Origin of the sequence: Actinomyces sp. oral taxon 180 str. F0310, assembly GCF_000185285.1 — a bacterium.
Classification (GTDB): Bacteria; Actinomycetota; Actinomycetes; order Actinomycetales; family Actinomycetaceae; genus Pauljensenia.
Map to the genome: position 1 here is coordinate 626,002 of NZ_GL622194.1, position 17,717 is coordinate 643,718.

Annotated in this window: 15 protein-coding genes; 7 read left to right on the forward strand and 8 right to left on the reverse strand. The window is 65.1% G+C overall.

All coding sequences use genetic code 11. The features are described 5' to 3' along the window. The 4 genes from HMPREF9006_RS02785 to HMPREF9006_RS02800 all read right to left on the reverse strand — a co-directional run bounded on the left by HMPREF9006_RS02785 (position 1) and on the right by HMPREF9006_RS02800 (position 5,238). Complete coding sequence (locus HMPREF9006_RS02785; protein WP_009212017.1) at positions 1–1,749, reverse strand: ABC transporter ATP-binding protein; 1,749 nt, start codon at positions 1,747–1,749, stop codon at positions 1–3. Between the two features lie 63 nt (positions 1,750–1,812). Further along, on the reverse strand, positions 1,813–2,790 hold the full coding sequence (holA, locus tag HMPREF9006_RS02790; RefSeq protein WP_034230929.1) for a DNA polymerase III subunit delta: 978 nt from the start codon (positions 2,788–2,790) through the stop codon (positions 1,813–1,815). 184 nt (positions 2,791–2,974) lie between these two features. Next, positions 2,975–4,525, reverse strand: a complete 1,551-nt coding sequence (locus HMPREF9006_RS02795) for a ComEC/Rec2 family competence protein (RefSeq protein ID WP_232209808.1) — start codon at positions 4,523–4,525, stop codon at positions 2,975–2,977. Next, positions 4,522–5,238: a ComEA family DNA-binding protein gene (locus HMPREF9006_RS02800; protein WP_232209809.1), complete on the reverse strand. Its 717-nt coding sequence runs from the start codon at positions 5,236–5,238 to the stop codon at positions 4,522–4,524. Before HMPREF9006_RS02800 ends, HMPREF9006_RS02795 begins: the two co-directional genes overlap by 4 nt. A gap of 207 nt (positions 5,239–5,445) precedes the next feature. Here HMPREF9006_RS02800 and HMPREF9006_RS02805 point away from each other — a divergent pair, with 207 nt between their 5' ends. The 3 genes from HMPREF9006_RS02805 to HMPREF9006_RS02815 all read left to right on the forward strand — a co-directional run bounded on the left by HMPREF9006_RS02805 (position 5,446) and on the right by HMPREF9006_RS02815 (position 9,717). Continuing rightward, positions 5,446–7,335, forward strand: a complete 1,890-nt coding sequence (locus tag HMPREF9006_RS02805; RefSeq protein ID WP_034232007.1) for a helicase HerA-like domain-containing protein — start codon at positions 5,446–5,448, stop codon at positions 7,333–7,335. 140 nt (positions 7,336–7,475) lie between these two features. Continuing rightward, positions 7,476–8,282: a pyrroline-5-carboxylate reductase gene (gene proC / locus HMPREF9006_RS02810; RefSeq protein WP_009212022.1), complete on the forward strand. Its 807-nt coding sequence runs from the start codon at positions 7,476–7,478 to the stop codon at positions 8,280–8,282. Positions 8,283–8,352: 70 nt separating this feature from the next. Continuing rightward, on the forward strand, positions 8,353–9,717 hold the full coding sequence (locus tag HMPREF9006_RS02815) for a Na+/H+ antiporter family protein (RefSeq protein ID WP_009212023.1): 1,365 nt from the start codon (positions 8,353–8,355) through the stop codon (positions 9,715–9,717). A 67-nt stretch (positions 9,718–9,784) separates the two neighbouring features. Here HMPREF9006_RS02815 and HMPREF9006_RS02820 read toward each other — a convergent pair whose 3' ends face one another. Continuing rightward, positions 9,785–11,146 (reverse strand): M20/M25/M40 family metallo-hydrolase, encoded by a 1,362-nt coding sequence (locus HMPREF9006_RS02820; protein ID WP_009212024.1) that lies wholly within the window; start codon positions 11,144–11,146, stop codon positions 9,785–9,787. 223 nt (positions 11,147–11,369) lie between these two features. On the opposite strand from HMPREF9006_RS02820, the gene valS reads away from it, so the two are divergent. After that, positions 11,370–14,081 carry a valine--tRNA ligase gene (valS, locus tag HMPREF9006_RS02825; protein WP_009212025.1) on the forward strand — a complete coding sequence of 904 codons (2,712 nt, stop codon included), beginning with the start codon at positions 11,370–11,372 and terminating at the stop codon, positions 14,079–14,081. Between the two features lie 560 nt (positions 14,082–14,641). Here the strand turns inward: valS and HMPREF9006_RS10510 are convergent. From HMPREF9006_RS10510 to HMPREF9006_RS10515, 3 genes are all read right to left on the reverse strand, one after another. Further along, the gene (locus HMPREF9006_RS10510; protein ID WP_156794381.1) at positions 14,642–14,827 is read right to left on the reverse strand and encodes a hypothetical protein; all 186 of its coding nucleotides are present in this window, start codon (positions 14,825–14,827) and stop codon (positions 14,642–14,644) included. A 115-nt stretch (positions 14,828–14,942) separates the two neighbouring features. Further along, positions 14,943–15,683 carry a hypothetical protein gene (locus HMPREF9006_RS10225; RefSeq protein WP_198002535.1) on the reverse strand — a complete coding sequence of 247 codons (741 nt, stop codon included), beginning with the start codon at positions 15,681–15,683 and terminating at the stop codon, positions 14,943–14,945. 383 nt (positions 15,684–16,066) lie between these two features. Then, a complete protein-coding gene (locus HMPREF9006_RS10515; RefSeq protein WP_156794382.1) occupies positions 16,067–16,303 on the reverse strand; it encodes a hypothetical protein in 237 nt (78 codons plus the stop codon). A gap of 209 nt (positions 16,304–16,512) precedes the next feature. Here HMPREF9006_RS10515 and HMPREF9006_RS02840 point away from each other — a divergent pair, with 209 nt between their 5' ends. Genes HMPREF9006_RS02840 through HMPREF9006_RS10110 form a run of 3 tightly spaced genes read left to right on the forward strand, consistent with a single transcriptional unit; the run spans position 16,513 to position 17,593 of the window. Next, positions 16,513–16,896, forward strand: a complete 384-nt coding sequence (locus tag HMPREF9006_RS02840) for an iron chaperone (RefSeq protein ID WP_009212030.1) — start codon at positions 16,513–16,515, stop codon at positions 16,894–16,896. Positions 16,897–16,949: 53 nt separating this feature from the next. Next, positions 16,950–17,246 carry a type II toxin-antitoxin system Phd/YefM family antitoxin gene (locus HMPREF9006_RS02845; protein WP_009212031.1) on the forward strand — a complete coding sequence of 99 codons (297 nt, stop codon included), beginning with the start codon at positions 16,950–16,952 and terminating at the stop codon, positions 17,244–17,246. Then, the gene (locus HMPREF9006_RS10110; protein WP_009212032.1) at positions 17,243–17,593 is read left to right on the forward strand and encodes a type II toxin-antitoxin system RelE/ParE family toxin; all 351 of its coding nucleotides are present in this window, start codon (positions 17,243–17,245) and stop codon (positions 17,591–17,593) included. The genes HMPREF9006_RS02845 and HMPREF9006_RS10110 overlap by 4 nt, the downstream gene beginning before the upstream one ends. Positions 17,594–17,717: the final 124 nt, after the last annotated feature.

Consider the following 17,717-nt stretch of genomic DNA (forward strand, 5'->3'; position numbering starts at 1 on the left):
TCAGGCCACCTCGCTTTCCTTGGCTGCGTTCTGAGAATCGTAGATCTCGCGGTACTCCCCACCCGCCGCCATCAGTTCGGCGTGGGTGCCTCGTTCCTTGATGCGTCCATCGTCGAGGACGATGATCTGGTCGGCGTGCTCCACGGAGGTCAGGCGCTGGGCGATGATGATGGTCGTTGTCCCCGGAATCTCCGTCTCGAAGGCGTTGCGGATGAGCACGTCCGTGCGCGTGTCCACGGCGGACGTGGAGTCGTCCAGGATGAGAACCTTCGGGTTCTTCAGCAGCGCACGCGCGATGCACAAGCGCTGCTTCTGTCCGCCCGACACGTTCGTCCCACCGCGCGCGATCACGTAGTCGTAGCCGCCGGGCAGCTGCTGGATGAACTCGTCGGCCTGAGCGAGCTCGCAGGCGCGAACGATCTGCTCGTCGGTGGCCTCGGGGTTACCCCAGCGCATGTTGTCCTTGATGGTTCCCGAGAATAGGACGTTCTTTTGCAAGACGACGGAGACGGCGTCGCGCAGGGACTGAAGGTCGTAGTCGCGCACGTCGCGTCCGCCAACCGACACCACGCCCTCGGAGACGTCGTAGAGGCGGCAGATGAGCTGAATGAGGGAGGTCTTGGCCGAGCCGGTTCCGCCGACAATACCGAGCGTGGAGCCAGACTCAATGCGCAGGTCGATGTCCGACAGGGCGTTCTCCTCGGCCTTGTCGGAGTACTTGAAGGACACTCCCTCAAAGAAGACGGTGCCGTCGGCCACCTCGGTTGCCCCACCGGGGGGCGAGGACAGGGAGGGCTCATGGGTGAGAACCTCGGCGATGCGGTGCGCGGACTCGGCAGCCATGGTCGTCATGACGAAGATGAAGGCGAGCATAAGCATGTGCGACAGAATCTGGATGCCGTAGGTGATGAGCGCGGTCAGGCCGCCCTTGGTGAGCTCCGTGCCCGCTGAGTTGACGATGATCCCCGCCCCGAAGTAGTCGACGGCCATGATCGCGGAAAAGATGAACAGCATCATGACAGGGCCGTTGAGGGCGATGAGCTTCTCTGCATTGGTGAAGTCCTTGCGCACGTCCTGAGATGCAGCGCGGAACTTGGTGGTCTCGTGCTCCTCGGTGACGAAGGACTTGACCACGCGGATCGCCGCAACGTTCTCCTGGACAGAGTTGTTGAGCGCGTCGTACTTCTTGAAGATGCGGCGGAAAATCGGGAAGGCCACGAGAACAATGAGCGCGAGAATGATCGCCAAAACAGGCACCATCGCCAGGAAAATGAGCGCCATCGACACGTTGATGCGCCACGCCATGACGATGGAGAAGACGATCATGAGCGGGACTCGCACGGCGATGCGAATGAGCATCCCGAAGGCATTTTGGACGTTGGTGACATCCGTTGTCATCCGCGTGACCAGGGAGGAGGTCGAGAACCGATCGATATCGGCAAAGGAGAAGTCCTGGACGCGGAAGAAGAGGTCTTGACGCAGGTTCTTCGCCAGGCCAACCGACGCGGTCGCCGAGAAGCGCGCGGCGAGAACACCGCACGCCAGCGAGGCAAAGGCCAGGCCGATGAGGATCGTTCCCAGACGCGCGACCGGGGCGAGGGACGTGCCGTCGAGGGCGTCCACGAGGGAAACCATGATCAGCGGGATCAGGCACTCGAAAACAACCTCGCCCACGATAAAGAGCGGGGTGAGGAGCGCGGGAGACTTAAACTCTCGCAGCCGACCCAGCAGTATTCCAATTGTTCTCATCTGTGTCCTTCCACTGACATCTGTCCCATCGCGGGCGCCTCGCGCACCGCACCCGCCCCGCGCTCAGCGTCCGCGCAGCCGGCAAATCGTGATGATGGCCTTCTCGATCGCCCGCTGGGGGTCGCGCGACTCGCCCTTCGTTTCTGCATCCGCGGTAGCGATCGCTCCGAAGACCGCGGCCAGGGAGTTATCGGACCAGCCACGCAGCTCGCGCCGGGCTCGGTCCACCTGCCAGGGGGCCATCTTCAGGGACGAGGCACCCCCTCCGATTGAGACCTTCGCCATCGCCCGGAACTTCATCGCGAGTGCGGCGACGAGCACCTGCGGGGCGATGCCGGTGGCGAAGGCGTGGCGTGTCAGGGTCAGTGCCTTCGCGGAGTGTCCGGCGACCGCAGCATCGGCCACGTCGTAGCCGGTGGCTTCCACGCGCCCGGCCTGGTAACGGCACACGTCCTCCAGGGTGATGCGCCCACTCACGTCAGACAGGAGCTGTGCGAGCGCCCCCGCCATCGCGCGCGGATCGTTGCCCAGAGCGTCGACGAGGGCCTGCATGGCCTCGTTGTCCATCTGTCGACGTGCGGAACGCACGTCGGAGGCGATGAGCGCGAGCTTCTCGCGGTCGTTCTTGAGGGGTTCGGCGGGGATGACGGGCCACTTGGCCTTGGTGATCGCGTCGATGACCTTCTTGCCCCGCGCGTTGCCGCCGGGGTGGGCGAGGAAAAGCCACACGTCGGGGGCTGGAGCACTCGCGTAGGCGATCAGGTCGGCGGCGAGGGCGTCGCTCATCGTTTCGAGGTCGCGGATGATGATCATGCGGGACTCCCCAAAGAGGGAGGGGGAGGCAATGACGTCGATCTGCCCGGCCTGGTAGGTGGCGGCGACGATATCCGTGCGTTCGAGGTTGGGATCGGCCTGGTGGGCGAGGAAGCGCAGCTGGTCAAGCGCACGGTCAACGAGGAGCCCCTCGCTTCCTTTGATGAGGACGATGGGGGCCAGCGCTACCTGGGTGGGCGTCGCGCCTCGCCCGCCGCGTGCTGCCACGTCTCCCTGCCTTTCCACAGCGCTTCTGATTGTCTAAGTCTGCCACTGAGCGCGCTCGTGTGCGCCCGCCTTTGCCCTGAGCGGACACATCCCGTGGCCGGTCTCACCGAAGCGACCCGCGAGGCGCCTTAAGCCGAGCTCCCGCACCGATGCGGGGCCGCGGGCCTATGGCCCCGCCGGGAAATCACCGTCCCCTGGCATCCTGTACGACCGGTGCACCCCATCGTCGCCACGCCGCCCACGCGCCCCATCCGGCTCCCGCGCACGCGTAGAGGGACAGGAGCGTGGGCGGGCCGCCGGGTACCTGGATGCCCGAGGCGGCGAGGCCCGAAAAGAAGCGCGCGAGTGCGGCGATCCACGCGGTCCCCCACGAGGCGAGCCAGGCGCACGCGGACGCCACGGTCGGGGAAACGGGAGCGAGGAGGGCTCCGGCCAGGCCTGCGAGGGTGACCAGGGGAACGGCGGGTTCCGCCAGGACGTTGGCTGCTATCCCCCACACGGGAACCGTGCCGGACAGCGAGACGATGAGCGGCGCGGTGAAGACCTCTGCGAGGGCGGGAACGCAGGTGCCCTCGACGAGGGCACGCACCGCTCGCCCGAGCCGCGTGTCCGCCCTCAGTCGTCGGCGCGCACGCCTGATGAGGACCGCGCTGGGGCCGACGAGCGCGAGAGCAGCAAGGCACGACAGGGCGAAACCGTAGGAGCGCGACGCCCATGGATCGAGGATCAGGGACACGATGACGACACCGCTCAGTGCGGCAACGGCTTGTCCCTCCCGCCCGAGAACCAGCCCGAGGCAGGCCACGGCCGCGACGCACACCGATCGCAGGACGGAGGGCTGGGGTCCAACAAGGATCACGATGCCGCAGAGCACGACCGCCGTGGCCACTAGGCGCAGAACCTTGCGTGCCGGCAGCACGAGGTTCAGGGCCGCGAGGATGATCACGATGTGCGATCCGGACACTGCCGTGAGGTGGGTCAGGGAGGTCGCCTTCATGGCCTCGGCAAGGTCGGCGCTGAGGAGTCGGTCGTCACCGATGGCCATCCCGGGGACAAGGGCTCGCGCGTGCCCGGGAAGCGTCTCACAGGCGGCGACGAAGGAGCGGTGAGTGACACGCATCCAGGCGTAGACGCCGCCCGGCCGCTCGATGAGGGAGGCGCGGCGAGCTCGCACGGCCCCCACCGAGGGAGGCGCGGAGGCGAAGGAGGGGTCGAGGGTGCCCGTCACCTCGAAGACGTCGCCGCGAGCAGCGCCCTCCCACCCCGGCGCGCTCACGAGGGCGCGAGCCTGGGAAGGCGCCCATCGGATGCCGTCGAAGACCTCGGTGATGCGCACGCGGGCCTGCCGCCGCGCGACGTGACCGGAGGAGAGCGGAGCCGGGTCGTCTTCGAGCACGACGCGCGCGCGGATCGGCCCGGCCTCACCGCGAGCCGGATCTACGTCGTAGCGTTGTCGCGCCATGCCGGCAACCGCGAGCGCGCAGGCGAGGCAGGCGCACAGGAGGGCGACGCCCATGCGCGCCGATCGCGGAGGAGTCCTGGCATGCCGGGGTGGGTGGGTGTGTCGGCGCGAGTACGCGTACGATGCCGAGGCCGCGCAGCACAGGACCAGGAGTGCCGCGGCGAGGGGCCAGGGAGGTGGGCGGCTGGTCGCCCACCAGGTGGCGGCCCAGGTTGAGGCGGCGGCGGGAAGCAGACGCAGGTCGATCATGACGGGGGCTTGTCGCTCGTTCATGGGCACACTCCCGGGCGTATCTTCTCGATCAGTGCGGGACCTATTCCGGGCACCTCGTCCAGCGCGTCGACGCTGGTGATGCGGGGGTGGGTCGTGCGGTACTGGATGATCCGCGAGGCGAGGGCCGGGCCTATCCCCGGGAGGGTTTGCAGATCCTTGTCGCTGGCGGTGTCCAGTCGGACGCAGGAGGCGGTCGCCTCGTTGGCGGCGTCCGCGTCGGGGCTTTGCCCCGCATGGGTGAGGCGTATGTGTTCTCCATCAACGAGGACGCGGGCGAGGTTGAGGGAGTCGAGGTCGGCGTCGGGCAGGGCTCCTCCAGCTGCGTCGATGGCATCGATGATGCGGGAGGAGGCGGGGAGGGTGAGAACTCCGGGGGAAGCCACCGCCCCGGACACGTAGACGGTGACCTGTCCTCCCGCCGTGGATGGGCTGGCGGTGGGGCCCGTCTGGGCGTCGGTTGATTGTCCGTTCTCGCCTGTTTCGCTCGCGGTCTGTTCCCTCTGCGGCGCCTGGGCGCTCCCCGCGTGTTTCCAGATGCTGACGGCGGTGATGAGGACGAGGACGAGGATGAGAGCCGCGACGGTCGCGCCTCCCGGGAGGAGCCGGGCCACCCGCTTGTCTGCGGCCTCGTCCTCCTGCGAGACAGCGGAATCGTACACGGCCTTGGTCAAGGCCCTCATGCGCCTGCGAGCCAGCAGTTGCGACAGGTTCATAGTTGGGACGCTACGCCCGCTGGCGGCGCGTGTCAGGGGCTTTTTCTTTCCCTGTGCATGGCGCCTTCGGTGCCGGCAGGCTTGTGGATGCATCCCACATGGTTGTCCCAGCCCATAAGTCGCACGGAGGTCGGGCGCCAAGGGATACTGGTGCGGGAAGACACAGCCACGCGGCGCTTGCGCGCCCTCAGTCCGAAAGACATCACCATGAGCGAGAACATTGAGGACCTCAAGGCACGGCTTGCGCAGGCCGAGGCCGCCGCGAAGGCGGCCGAGGCGGAAGCCGCTCGCGCAAAGGCCGAAGCGTTGCGCGCCCAGCTCGAAGCGGAAAGAACGAGCGCTGCCCCGAGCCCTGAGCCGTTGGAGGCGGCCTCCCCCGCCCGCGCCACGCAAGAGGCCGCCGCGCAAGGCGACGCCACTCAGCCCGGCCCTGCCTCGTCCCCCGCGCCCGCATCCGGCCTCTCTCCCTTCGCCGCCCACATTCAGGCCGCCTACTCCTGGGATGTTCCTGCCGTCACCGTCGGAACCCTCATTGACGAGGGCGTGCGCGTGCTCGGCGTGAGCGCAGCGATGCCTCTGCCGATGTTCAACCGTCACCTCCTGGTCGCCGGGGCAACCGGCACGGGCAAGACACGCACCCTCCAGCTCCTCGCCGAAGGGCTGTCGGCCGGCGGTTCCTCGGTGCTCCTGTGCGACGTCAAAGGCGACCTGACGGGCCTGGCCGAGCCGGGTACGAGCTCGGAGAAGCTCCTCTCTCGCACGGCGGCCAACGGGCAGCAGTGGGCGGCCAGCGCCTTCCCCGTTGAGCTGCTGAGCCTGGGCGGGGCGGACGCGCAGTTCCCGGGCGTGCCCGTGCGCGCCGAGGTGAGCGATTTCGGGCCGATCCTGCTGGCACGTGCGCTCTCCCTCAATACGACGCAGGAACAGGCCCTCCAGTTGATCTTTGCGTGGGCCGATTCCCAGGGATTGGAGCTGGTGGACCTGCCCGACCTGCGTTCGGTGATCTCCTTCCTCACCAGCGAGGATGGAAAGGATGAGCTGGCGGAAATCGGCGGCGTCTCCAAGGCAACGGCCGGGGTGATCCTGCGCGCCCTGACGGCTCTTGAGTCCCAGGGCGGCGGCCAGTTCTTCGGCGCGCCGGGCTTCGACACGGCGGACCTGATCCGTTCGGATTCGAGCGGCAGGGGCATCATTTCACTGCTGGGCGTGGGCGACATTTCGTCCCGTCCCGCCCTGGTCAGCGCGGTCATCATGTTCCTGTTGGCGAACCTGTTTTCGACGCTCCCAGAGGTCGGTGACGTCCCGCGTCCCAAGCTCGTCTTCTTCTTCGACGAGGCCCACCTGTTGTTCGCCGATGCAACGAAGGAGTTCGAGCGTCAGGTCGTCCAGACGGTGCGGCTCATTCGGTCCAAGGGCGTGGGCGTGGTCTTCGTGACGCAGACTCCCAAGGACATCCCCTCCGACGTGCTCGCCCAGCTGGGGTCGCGTATTCAGCACGGGCTTCGCGCCTCCACTCCGGAGGACTTCAAGAAGCTCAAGGCCACGGTTCAGACGTTCCCCAAGACGAGCCTCGAGCTTGACGAGGTCCTCACCACGCTGGGCACGGGCGAGGCCGTGGTGACGGTCCTCGATCCCAAGGGCAACCCCACTCCGGTGACGCCCGTCGGCATCTGGGCGCCCGCCTCCGTCATGGGCCCCGCCTCGTCCGACACCGTGGCGCGCATCAACCAGTCCAGCGTCATCATGGGCCGCTACCGCGACGCCGTGAACCCCGATTCGGCCGAGGAGAAGCTCGCGCGTCGCGCCGAGGAGGCCGTGGCGGCCCGCGAGGAGGCCATCGCCCAGGAGGCAGCCGCCAAGGAGGCGGAGAAGGCAGCGCGCGAGGCGGAGAAGGCCGCGGCGAAGGAACAGGCCGCCCGCGAGAAGGAGATGGAGAAGCTGCGTCGCCAGGTGGAGAAGCAGCAGGAGAAGGAGGAGGCCGCGCGTCAACGCGCCGCCGAGCGGCGCACCCGCCAGGTCGAATCCGTCCTCGGTTCCGTGCTGCGCACCGCCGGACGCGAGATCACGCGCTCCATCTTCGGCACGCGCAAGCGCTGAGGGCACGCGGCACGAGGCCGGGGCTGGGACTGTCAACGGTCCCCGGCCCCGGCCTCGTCTCACAGTTCGGCCACTGGGCCAAGAGAAGGCAAAATGGGGTAGTCTGCAACGCAATCGACCAATAGCCGCGGGAGAAACTCATGCGCATCGGATTCATCGGAACGGGGGCCATGGCACAGGCCATCGCTCGCGGCGCCGTCGCGTCCGGTGTCGACCCCGCCACCCTGGTCTTTTCTAACCGCACGCCCGCCAAGGCATGCGACCTGGCCGACGAGCTCGGGGCGAGCGCCGCATCCTCGAACGTGTCCCTGGCGCGCCAGGTCGACATCGTCATCCTGGCAGTCAAGCCCAAGGACCAGCGCGCGGTCATCAAGGAGATCTCCTCCACCGTCGTGGGTCGGCCCGACGTGTGCGTCGCATCCCTGGCGGCCGGGCGTACCCTCGACCAGATTGCCACCGACTTCGGCGCAGGCATTCCCCTGGTGCGCATTATGCCCAACGTCGCGGCGACCGTCGGTCAGTCCATGACGGCCGTGACGGCCTCGGGAACGACGGACGCGCAGGTGAGCGCCGTGTGCTCCCTCATGGACTCCGTGGGCCGCACGATCCTCATCGACGAGGACTTTTTCCCTGTCTTCCAGGCCCTGGCCTCGTGCTCTCCGGCCTGGTTTTTCCAGATTGTTGATTCTTTCGCCCGCGCGGGTCTCAAGTACGGACTGTCCAAGGACAGCGCCGTCGAGATCGCGGCGCAGGCGATGGCGGGGGCCGCGGCGCTGCTCCTGGCCGAGCGCGAGAACGGAACCATCCCCGCGCAACTCATTGATCGTGTGACAAGCCCCGGCGGGACCACAATCGCGGGATTGCTGGCCGCCGAGGAAGGCGGTTTGTCGACCGCACTGGTTGGTGCCGTCGACGCCTCCATCCACGCCGACTCCCATCTCGGCTGATTCCACCTGCCGCGAAGCGGCTTACCTCTCCACTTTTGCGCTGTCGCGCACCCTCAACACAGGAACACTCATGTTGCTTTTCAACGCAGTCGTGCTATCCGTGATCGTCATGCTGGTCCTCAGCATCGCTCGCGTACACGTCGTCATCTCCCTTTTCGTCGCCTCCCTCGTGGGCGGCCTCGTGGCCGGAATGGGCATGTCCGGCACCATGGTGGCCTTCCAGGATGGCCTCGCCGGCGGCGCGAAGATCGCACTGTCCTACGCCCTGCTCGGCGCCTTCGCCATGTCGGTCGCCCACTCGGGGTTGCCTCGCCTCCTGGCCAATTGGATCATCAAGAAGCTGCGCAGCGCTGATGACTCTAACTCGGCGCGAGTTGCCCGATCCGCCAAGTGGGGCATCCTCGGAGGCGTCCTCGTCATGGGCGTGATGAGCCAAAACCTCATCCCGATTCACATCGCGTTCATCCCGCTGCTGGTTCCCCCGCTCATCGGCGTCATGAACGAGCTGAAGATGGACCGACGCATGGTCGCCTGTGCCATCACCTTCGGCATCGTCACGACCTACATGTTCGTGCCGATCGGTTTCGGTCGTATCTTCCTGCACGACATTCTCTACAAGAACATTGAGGATGCGGGGCTGCCCGTCGAGGGCATCGTCAATCCGATGGCCGCCATGGCGATCCCCGCCCTGTCCATGGCGGTGGGTTGCTTCATCGCCCTGTTCGTCTCCTACCGCAAGCCGCGCGAATACGAGCAGCGCGAGACGGAGTTCAGCACGGGCAATGACAAGCCGATCAGCATGGTGAAGGTGTGGGCGGCCGTCGTCGCCCTCATCGCCTGCTTCGTGATCCAGGCGGTCCTGACCAAGATGGACTCCGATGCCGACCCGCTGCTCGTGGGTGCTCTCGTGGGTCTGTGCCTCATGCTCGCCATGCGTGTCGTCCCTTGGCAGCGGGCCGAGGACGTATTCAGCGGAGGCATGAAGATGATGAGCCTCATCGGCCTCATCATGATCACCGCGCAGGGCTACGCCGAGGTCCTGAAGAAGTCGGGCCAGATCGAGCCTCTCGTCCAGCAGACCTCCGCGATGTTCAATGGTTCGAAGGCGCTGGCCGCCATGATCATGCTCGTCGTCGGCCTCGTCATCACGATGGGTATCGGCTCGTCCTTCTCGACCCTGCCGATCATTTCGGCGATCTACGTGCCTCTGTGCCTGACGCTGGGCTTCTCCCCCGTCGCCACCGTCGCGATCATCGGTACCGCTGGTGCTCTGGGCGACGCAGGTTCGCCCGCATCCGACTCCACGCTTGGCCCGACAGCCGGTCTGAGCGTGGACGGTCAGCACGACCACATGCGCGACACGGTCATCCCGGAATTCATCCACTACAACATCCCGCTGTTGGTCGGCGGGTGGATCGCCGCGATGGTCCTCTAAGGGGCTCGCTCGTCATTCACGAGGCCGAGGCTGGGTTGCACGAACACGTGACCCGGCCCCGGCCTCGTTATGCGCCCAGGTAGGTGGTCACGACCTCGTGCAGGACCTCGGCGGTCGCTCGCACGTCCGCCACGGCGATGTGTTCATCGTGTGCGTGCAGCTGGGAGTAGACCTGTCCCAGGCTTGCCCCGCTGTCCACGGCTCCAAAGCCGTACCCGATGCCCCCACGCCTGCGGGCCACGCGCAGGTCGGATCCGCCGGGGAAGAGGACGGGCACGACGCTCGCGCCCGGGTAGCGCCGCATCAGCGCCGCTTCGATCGCCCGGTACAGGTCGGTGTCGATCAACGAGGCCGTGGCGCTCTCGCACAGGAGGCGCTCGATGGTCGCGTGCTCGGCGAGATCGCCGAGGGCCGCGGTGATGGCGGCGTCCACGTCATCGTCGTCGACGCCGGGCAGCGTGCGAATGTCGAGGTCGAGGGTGGCGTGGGAGGGCAGCACGTTGATGGGGCCTCCGCAGCGCGCTGCCGTTTGGGCAACGGTCACGTGGGAGATCGCGTGGGCGAACGCCGCCAGGTCACCGAACTCGGAGTAGTCGCCCTCGTAGGTGCCGTTGATGAGACTTGTTTCGGTCGTGTCATCGAACTCGAAGGCGCGCACGAAGGAGGCCCAGACCTCGTCGGTGGCGGTGGGCCAGCGGGCCGCAGACAGCGCCGCGCTCACCTGGGCGAGCCGCTCGACAGCGCTGACGCGCCCGAGGGGGACCGAGCCATGGCCTGCGTCGCCTCGGATGTGGAGGCGTCGTTGAGCCGCTCCCTTTTCTCCGACGACAACGACGACGCTGTCTGCGCCCCTGCGCCCGTAGATGTGGGCTCCTCCCATCTCCGAGACGGCGGCGTGCCACGGGACCAGGTGGGCCATGTTCTCGCCGATCCACGGGACGCCGAGTCCTCCTCGGGCTTCCTCGTCTGCGGCGGCGACGAAAACGAGAGGGTGCGCGGGCGCGTCGCCGCGTTGGGCTCGCCTCGCGACCTCGCGTGTCACGACCGCCATGGATGCCGTCAGGTGAAGCATGTCGACGGTCCCGCGCCCCCACATCACCCCATCCTCGACCGCAGCGCCGAAGGGGTCGCGCGTCCACTTGGCCTCGTCGACGGGCACGACGTCCGTGTGCCCGAGGAGGGTCAGCGGCCCCCTGCCATCCCCGTCGGCAGGGGTGGCGTCTCCCCCGACCGTCACGATGAGGGTGGTTCGCCCCGGGTGTGGGGACACTCGCTCCATGGAGACGGGAACGTCGTCGAAGAAGTCTTCCAGGACCTCGACTGCGCGTTCTTCCCCGCCCGAGTCGGCGGTCAGGTCGTTGACGCAGCCCAGGCGCACGAGGCGCCCCAACAGGTCGACGGTCTGTTCTCCCAGCGATTGCGCGCTCATGTTCTCCCCTTCCGCGCAGTGGCCCCGGCCAGGCTCCCGCGTCTGACACCACGGTAGCGCCACGGGATCGCGAGATCTTGGGGGCGCCACCAGGGGGACGAGTGTGACGCGCCGTGTGAGCAAGCTGCGACCTCTCTCCCGGCGCTGCGTTGGACCGGCAGGCGCGCGAATCAGTACGCTAGTGGGGCACATAGTCCACGACTCGGATGGAGACAACTCACTCATGGCCATGACCCCCCGCGCGCAGGCGCCCCGCGTGCCCGACCGCGCAGCTCCCGAAGGCCTCGAAGCAAAGTGGGGTGAGACCTGGGAGACCCAGGGCACCTACGCTTTTGACCGCAGCGCGAGCCGCGAGCAGGTGTACTCGATCGACACTCCCCCGCCCACGGTGTCGGGTTCGCTGCACATCGGCCACGTTTTCTCCTACACCCACACCGACGTGGTGGCCCGCTACCAGCGCATGATGGGCAAGTCCGTGTTCTACCCGATGGGGTGGGACGACAACGGCCTGCCCACGGAGCGGCGCGTGCAGAACTATTTCGGCGTGCGCGTGGATGCGACGGCCCCCTACGATCCCAACTTCGAGCCCCCGCACGTGGGCGGCGACGGGAAGTCGATTAAGGCCCGGGATCAGAAGCCGATTTCGCGTAAGAACTTCGTGGAGCTGTGCGAGCGTCTCACGGTCGAGGACGAGGCCCAGTTTGAGGCGCTGTGGCGCTACCTGGGCTTGAGTGTGGACTGGAAGCAGAACTACCAGACGATCGGCGCGCGCGCCCGCAAGGTCGCCCAGGCCGCGTTCCTGCGTAACCTGGAGCGCGGGGAGGCCTACCAGGCCGAGGCCCCGGGCCTGTGGGACGTGACCTTCCAGACGGCAGTCGCCCAGGCGGAGCTGGAGAGCCGCGAGTACCCGGGCTTCTATCACCGCCTGGCCTTCCACATCACGGACGCCGACGCGGCGGCGAAGGCCGCAGCCGCGGGCGCGCCCGTCGAGGACGGCGTGGACGTGTGCATCGAGACGACGCGCCCGGAGCTTCTGGCCGCGTGCGTCGCCCTGATTGCCCACCCGGACGACGAGCGCTACAAGCCGCTGTTCGGCACGACGGTGGCCTCCCCCGTGTACGGCGTGGAGGTGCCGATCCTGGCTCACCCGGACGCCGAGATGGACAAGGGCGCGGGCATCGCCATGTGCTGCACCTTCGGCGACACGACCGACATCGACTGGTGGCGCGACCTGGAGCTGCCGCTGCGCGCGATCCTGCGCAAGGACGGCCGCATCGTCACCGAGATCCCCGAGTGGATCACGACCGATGCGGGCCGCGAGGCCTTTGCCGAGATCACGGGCAAGACGACGTTCTCCGCGCGCGAGGCCCTGGTGGCGGCCCTGCGCTCCTCGGGCGAGCTGAAGGGCGAGCCGACCAAGACGATGCGTCAGACGAACTTCTTCGAGAAGGGCGACAAGCCCCTCGAGATCGTCACCTCGCGCCAGTGGTACATCCGCAACGGTGGCCGCGCGTGGACGAACCCGGCCTCGGGCTCGGACCTGAACGAGGAACTGATCGGGCGGGGCCGCGAGCTGGAGTTCCACCCCGACTTCATGCGCGTGCGCTACGAGAACTGGGTGAAGGGCCTCAAGGGCGACTGGCTGGTGTCCCGTCAGCGCTTCTTCGGCGTGCCCTTCCCGCTGTGGTACCGCGTGGACGCGGACGGCCAGGTGAACTACGACGACATCATCACCCCCTCCGAGGCCGCTCTGCCCGTCGACCCGTCGACGGACGTGCCGGAGGGGTTCGCGGAGGAGCAGCGCGGCGTGGCCGGCGGCTTCGTGGGCGAGCTGGACATCATGGACACGTGGGCGACGTCGTCCCTATCCCCGCAGCTGGCGTGCGGCTGGCTGGACGATGAGGACCTGTTCGCTCGCACGTATCCGATGGATCTGCGCCCGCAGGGCCAGGACATCATTCGCACGTGGCTGTTCTCCACCGTCGTGCGCGCGGACCTGGAGTTCGGGGCGCTGCCGTGGAAGCACGCGGGATTGTCGGGCTGGATCCTGGATTCGGACCACAAGAAGATGAGCAAGTCCAAGGGCAACGTCGTGACCCCGATGGGCATCTTGGAGAAGTACGGTTCGGACGCGGTGCGTTACTGGGCGGCGTCGGCTCGCCTGGGCCTGGATGCGGCGTTCGACGAGCAGCAGATGAAGATTGGTCGCCGCCTGGCGATCAAGGTGCTGAACGCCTCGAAGTTCGCGCTCACGATGGGCGGCGAGGGCGCGGCGATCGACCTGGATCCTGCGCTGGTGACGGTGCCGCTGGATCGCGCGGTCGTGGCGACACTCTCCCGGGTTATTGACGAGGCGTCGGCGGCTCTGGCGTCCTACGAGCATTCTCGCGCGCTCGAGGTCACGGAGTCGTTCTTCTGGACGTTCTGCGACGACTACCTGGAGCTGGTGAAGGAGCGCGCCTACAACCGCGATGGCGCGTGGGACGAGGCGTCGGCGGCGTCGGCGCGTGCGGCGCTGGCGATCGTGATTGACAACGTGGTGCGCCTGCTGGCCCCGTTCCTCCCCTATGTGACGGAGGAGGTGTGGAGCTGGTACCGCGAGGGAAGCGTCCACACGGCGCCCTGGCCGGTTTCCTCCGATCTGGCGGGCGTAGCGGGTGATCCCTCGGTGCTCGAGGCAGCGTCGTCTGCGCTGATCGCGCTGCGCCGCGTGAAGTCCGAGGCGAAGGTGTCGCCGCGCACCCCATTCCTGGCGGTGACGGTGCGCGCCCCGCGGGCTCAGGTGGAGGCGTTGGCGTCGGTGAAGGGTGACCTGGAGGCCGCGTCGAAGGCCGTGGGCGCCCTGACCGTGGCTGCGTCCGGCGACGCTGAGGCCACCGAGGCCGTTGTCGAGTCCTTCGAGCTGGGCGAGGCTCCTGCCAAGCGCAAGAGCTGAGCGTCAGGTTGCTGGGGGGGCCGCCCGTGGGAATCCACGGGCGGCCCCCCCCTTGTAAGCAGACAAAAGAGCCACTTTACGCTTGCAGCCCGGCCATGTCGACGACGCGGAACAACACGGTCTCCCACGTACCCCGGCGGCCCAGGTTGCTACTCACCTGCACCTTCAGCACTGTTATCCGAGCGCGCACTACTACGAGCCTGCTGTCCATGATAACCCCGAGTTTCCCGCGTCGACACAATTAGCTCCTCGGCACTCGGCACATCAAGCCATTCACTGGAGATGAATCGGATCTGGCTTCGCGCTTAATACTCATCGTAACGGCGAGTTTCACACGCTCAACGCCAGGAGGGCAGGAAACATAGAACATCGAATATTGCCCCGAAAGAAGGTCCCCAGGATCGAACGCGCCAGCTTTTCCCGTAGCTCATGCTTACTCTTGGACCGCAAAGACTCGGGCATGGAGCCAGGAACTCCATCCCTCGCCACATCCGGGAGCTGCTCCTCACGCAGGGCTAATGGCTCCCACTCATAGCGATACACCTCGTGGGCATACGTCGTCACGCCAGTGTTCTGCATCCAAGCCGCCAGTCACCGAACATCATCACCTTCATCCACATAGCCGCGCCCCATAAACCGGAATTCACCGACACCGGCAGTGCCTCATGTTGCGACCGGAGTGCAGCAACCGACACCAACAGGGCAGCAAGAGCTACAATGAAAGTGACAATTGTTCCGAAAATCATGGCTATATTCGTCCAGTCCTGAAGGCTCACCCCCAACCAGGAGATAGTCCCATGCTGGGAGGTCACTTCTTACCCCCAGACGTTAAGCCCAAAACGGATACCTCTAAGCGCTATTTCAGCCATTATCCCCATCATTCCCCCTCCACGGACCAACTTTCGTGGCCGCCAATTCCATTCTCTGCCCATACACCTGCCACAATTCGGGCTGCTTTTCCCTGATGCACCCAAATCCCTGACGAACATGACGACTATCAACCCCCCAGCCTCGATCTTCATTGGGTATCGACTGGATAGTGTCAGATAGATTTTCAATCATTCGCATCGCCAGATGCTTGTCAGTGTCGGCGACCCACCCGACTGCTCTGACGAGCCAAGCAACCGTAGCACTAACAGGTTCGGTCGGTCCCTTACGCTCCCAATGGTCAAACGAGCGCAACACACCTCGATGCAGCAGAGAAGCGAGAGCTCCGGCAACCCCCTTCCTCAACTGTTCGACAGTTTCCACGCTCAATTTCGGCTTTCGGCGCTCCATTTCCACCTCTTGGATCGCAAGGAGGGTGCCTGTCAGAATATTCAGCCTAAGCCCACCAGGAGCACGAGGATCAACGTCCTCAACGCTACGAAGAAGATAACTCGCTGCCCCAGGAAGAATATTGACCAGATTGGAGAAAAAGATGTGGCCTGGACGTTGCTTTTCTGCTGTGGGTCCTGTGACGAGATCGACGATCCTTGATACATCAATCTTTGCCTTACAACGTTTTGTCTCTTTAATGAAGTCGAGCAAACCGGGATACGGAAAGCCCCCACTTGCTCTTTCTGTATAGCGACGCTCAAGCCCGTCAACATAATCACTCACGACGGCATCAGTCAGGTCATCCTGCACCCTGACGCCGGTGGACGTTCCTGGAAGCGCGATAACAGGATTAACGCGGAAGCGAGCGAGAAGGAGATCCCGATCCTCCGGCTCATACTTATCAGACTCGCGAATCTCCCTCCACAGAATTCCCAGATAGGCAGCATCAGAGGATTGCGCAACGATCTCCAGCAGCGTATCGCGTCGCTGCCGCTGAGAAAGCGACGCTTGACTAACAAGGAATTCATCGTTACGTTTCGCCTATTTCTTGCCGAGTATCCATAATACAATAGGAATGAACGCAGAAGCCGCCAAGGAGACTAAACCCAAGACGATCATGGGATCATCCCACGACCACTTATCCGAAAGAGATTCCCACCACATATTCATTTCTTATCCCCAAACGTTAGTCCAGAACGGAACTCCACGAAAAATTGATCAGTCAGTCTTGATTGCCTAACTTTATCCAAGCGATCTCTACATTGAAAGCGTAACGATGCGCAGATCGACTGTCTAGAAACCATTCCGACAAGGTTTTCTACACCTTGATCCACAACATTAATTTTTAACGATTCCTGCTGTCGCCTGCACCAATCAACGAGCACATCTTGCTTATCAGTCACTAGACACACTCCTAACCTCCTCGTTATTCGCCCTGCGTTGACGCTGATGCCATCTCTGTCAACTTAGCAAGGAAGCTACATCTAGCCAACCCCATGCCCATTCGACGCTGTAGCCCTGCTTCCCATTGGTGCACCCACTCTCAACTGCACTCTTGAATAACACAGAGCTATACGAGGCTACCTGGACGTCTGTCGCCTTGGGTGAAGCCATGACAATCAAGACGCTCGACGAGCACCTCGAGACCATCCCCAACGCCGACAATCGCGCACGGATGGTGGACGTTCTGGACTGGGTCTCGTGCAAGTTCCCGGAGCTGGAGCCGCGCATCGCGTGGAACCAGCCGATGTCCACCCACCACGGGACCTACATCATCGGGTTCTCGGCCGCGTCCAAGCACATGGCGATGGCCCCCGAGCGCGCCACCATGATCCGCTTCGAGCAGATCATGCGCGAGCGCGGCACGGACTTCGGAAAGATGTTCGCCCGCCAGCCCTGGAACAAGCCCTTCGACTACGAACTCCTCGATACCTTCATCCAGCACCAGCTCGCAGAGAAGCAGGACATCTCGCCATTCTGGCGCCCGCAGTCATGAACACTCCACTATGAACCGACACGCAAGACTCTAACAACTTGTACAATTAGTACATGTCGACCGCTACGCTTTCCGATTTTCGTCAGAACCAGGCCCACTACATCGCCGCCGCTCAAGTCGAACCCGTCGAGCTGCGCTCGCGCGGCGCGCAGACGCGCGCGGTCTTGGTCTCCCCTGCCTTCTACGAGGAGGCAATAGAGGCGCTTGAGGAACGCCGCGACCGGCGGACACGAGACGAGCTCGACCGCTGGCTGCAGGAAGATCTCGCTCAGGCTGTTCGTGATTATGAGGAGAACCCGGACAATGTCTACACGCTGGACGAGATTCGCGCTGAGCTGGGACTGACATGAACGGGAAACGCTCCCGCCTGATCTTTTCGAGCAAGGTTCGGCAACAGTTCAGAGAACTTCGACGCTCCATCGCGTCCGTGAGCGGCTCCGAAGTCACAGCACGCAACTACATGAACGCCCTGACGGATTACATCGAGCAGCTTCCCGACTTTCCGCTACGGGGCCAAGCGTTCTCCTTGCATCACCCGGGAATGCGCATCATCGGATTCCGCAAAACCCTCCTCATCGCTTTTCTCGTAACCGACGACAGCGTCGTCATCCTCTCGGTTCTCTCCACGCGCCAGTCCAGGCTGACACTCGAAGAAGCACTCACGCATGCCCTCGAATCGTTCCAGCGCCGACGCTAACACACACAAAGTCAAAAGCCCCGCAATGCAGGACCAACGCTAAAGACAGCCCCCCTCCCCCACCCTACGGGAGCGTAGGATAGCGGGTAGCAGCAACGACGCCACGGCCTCACAGGCTTCGTGG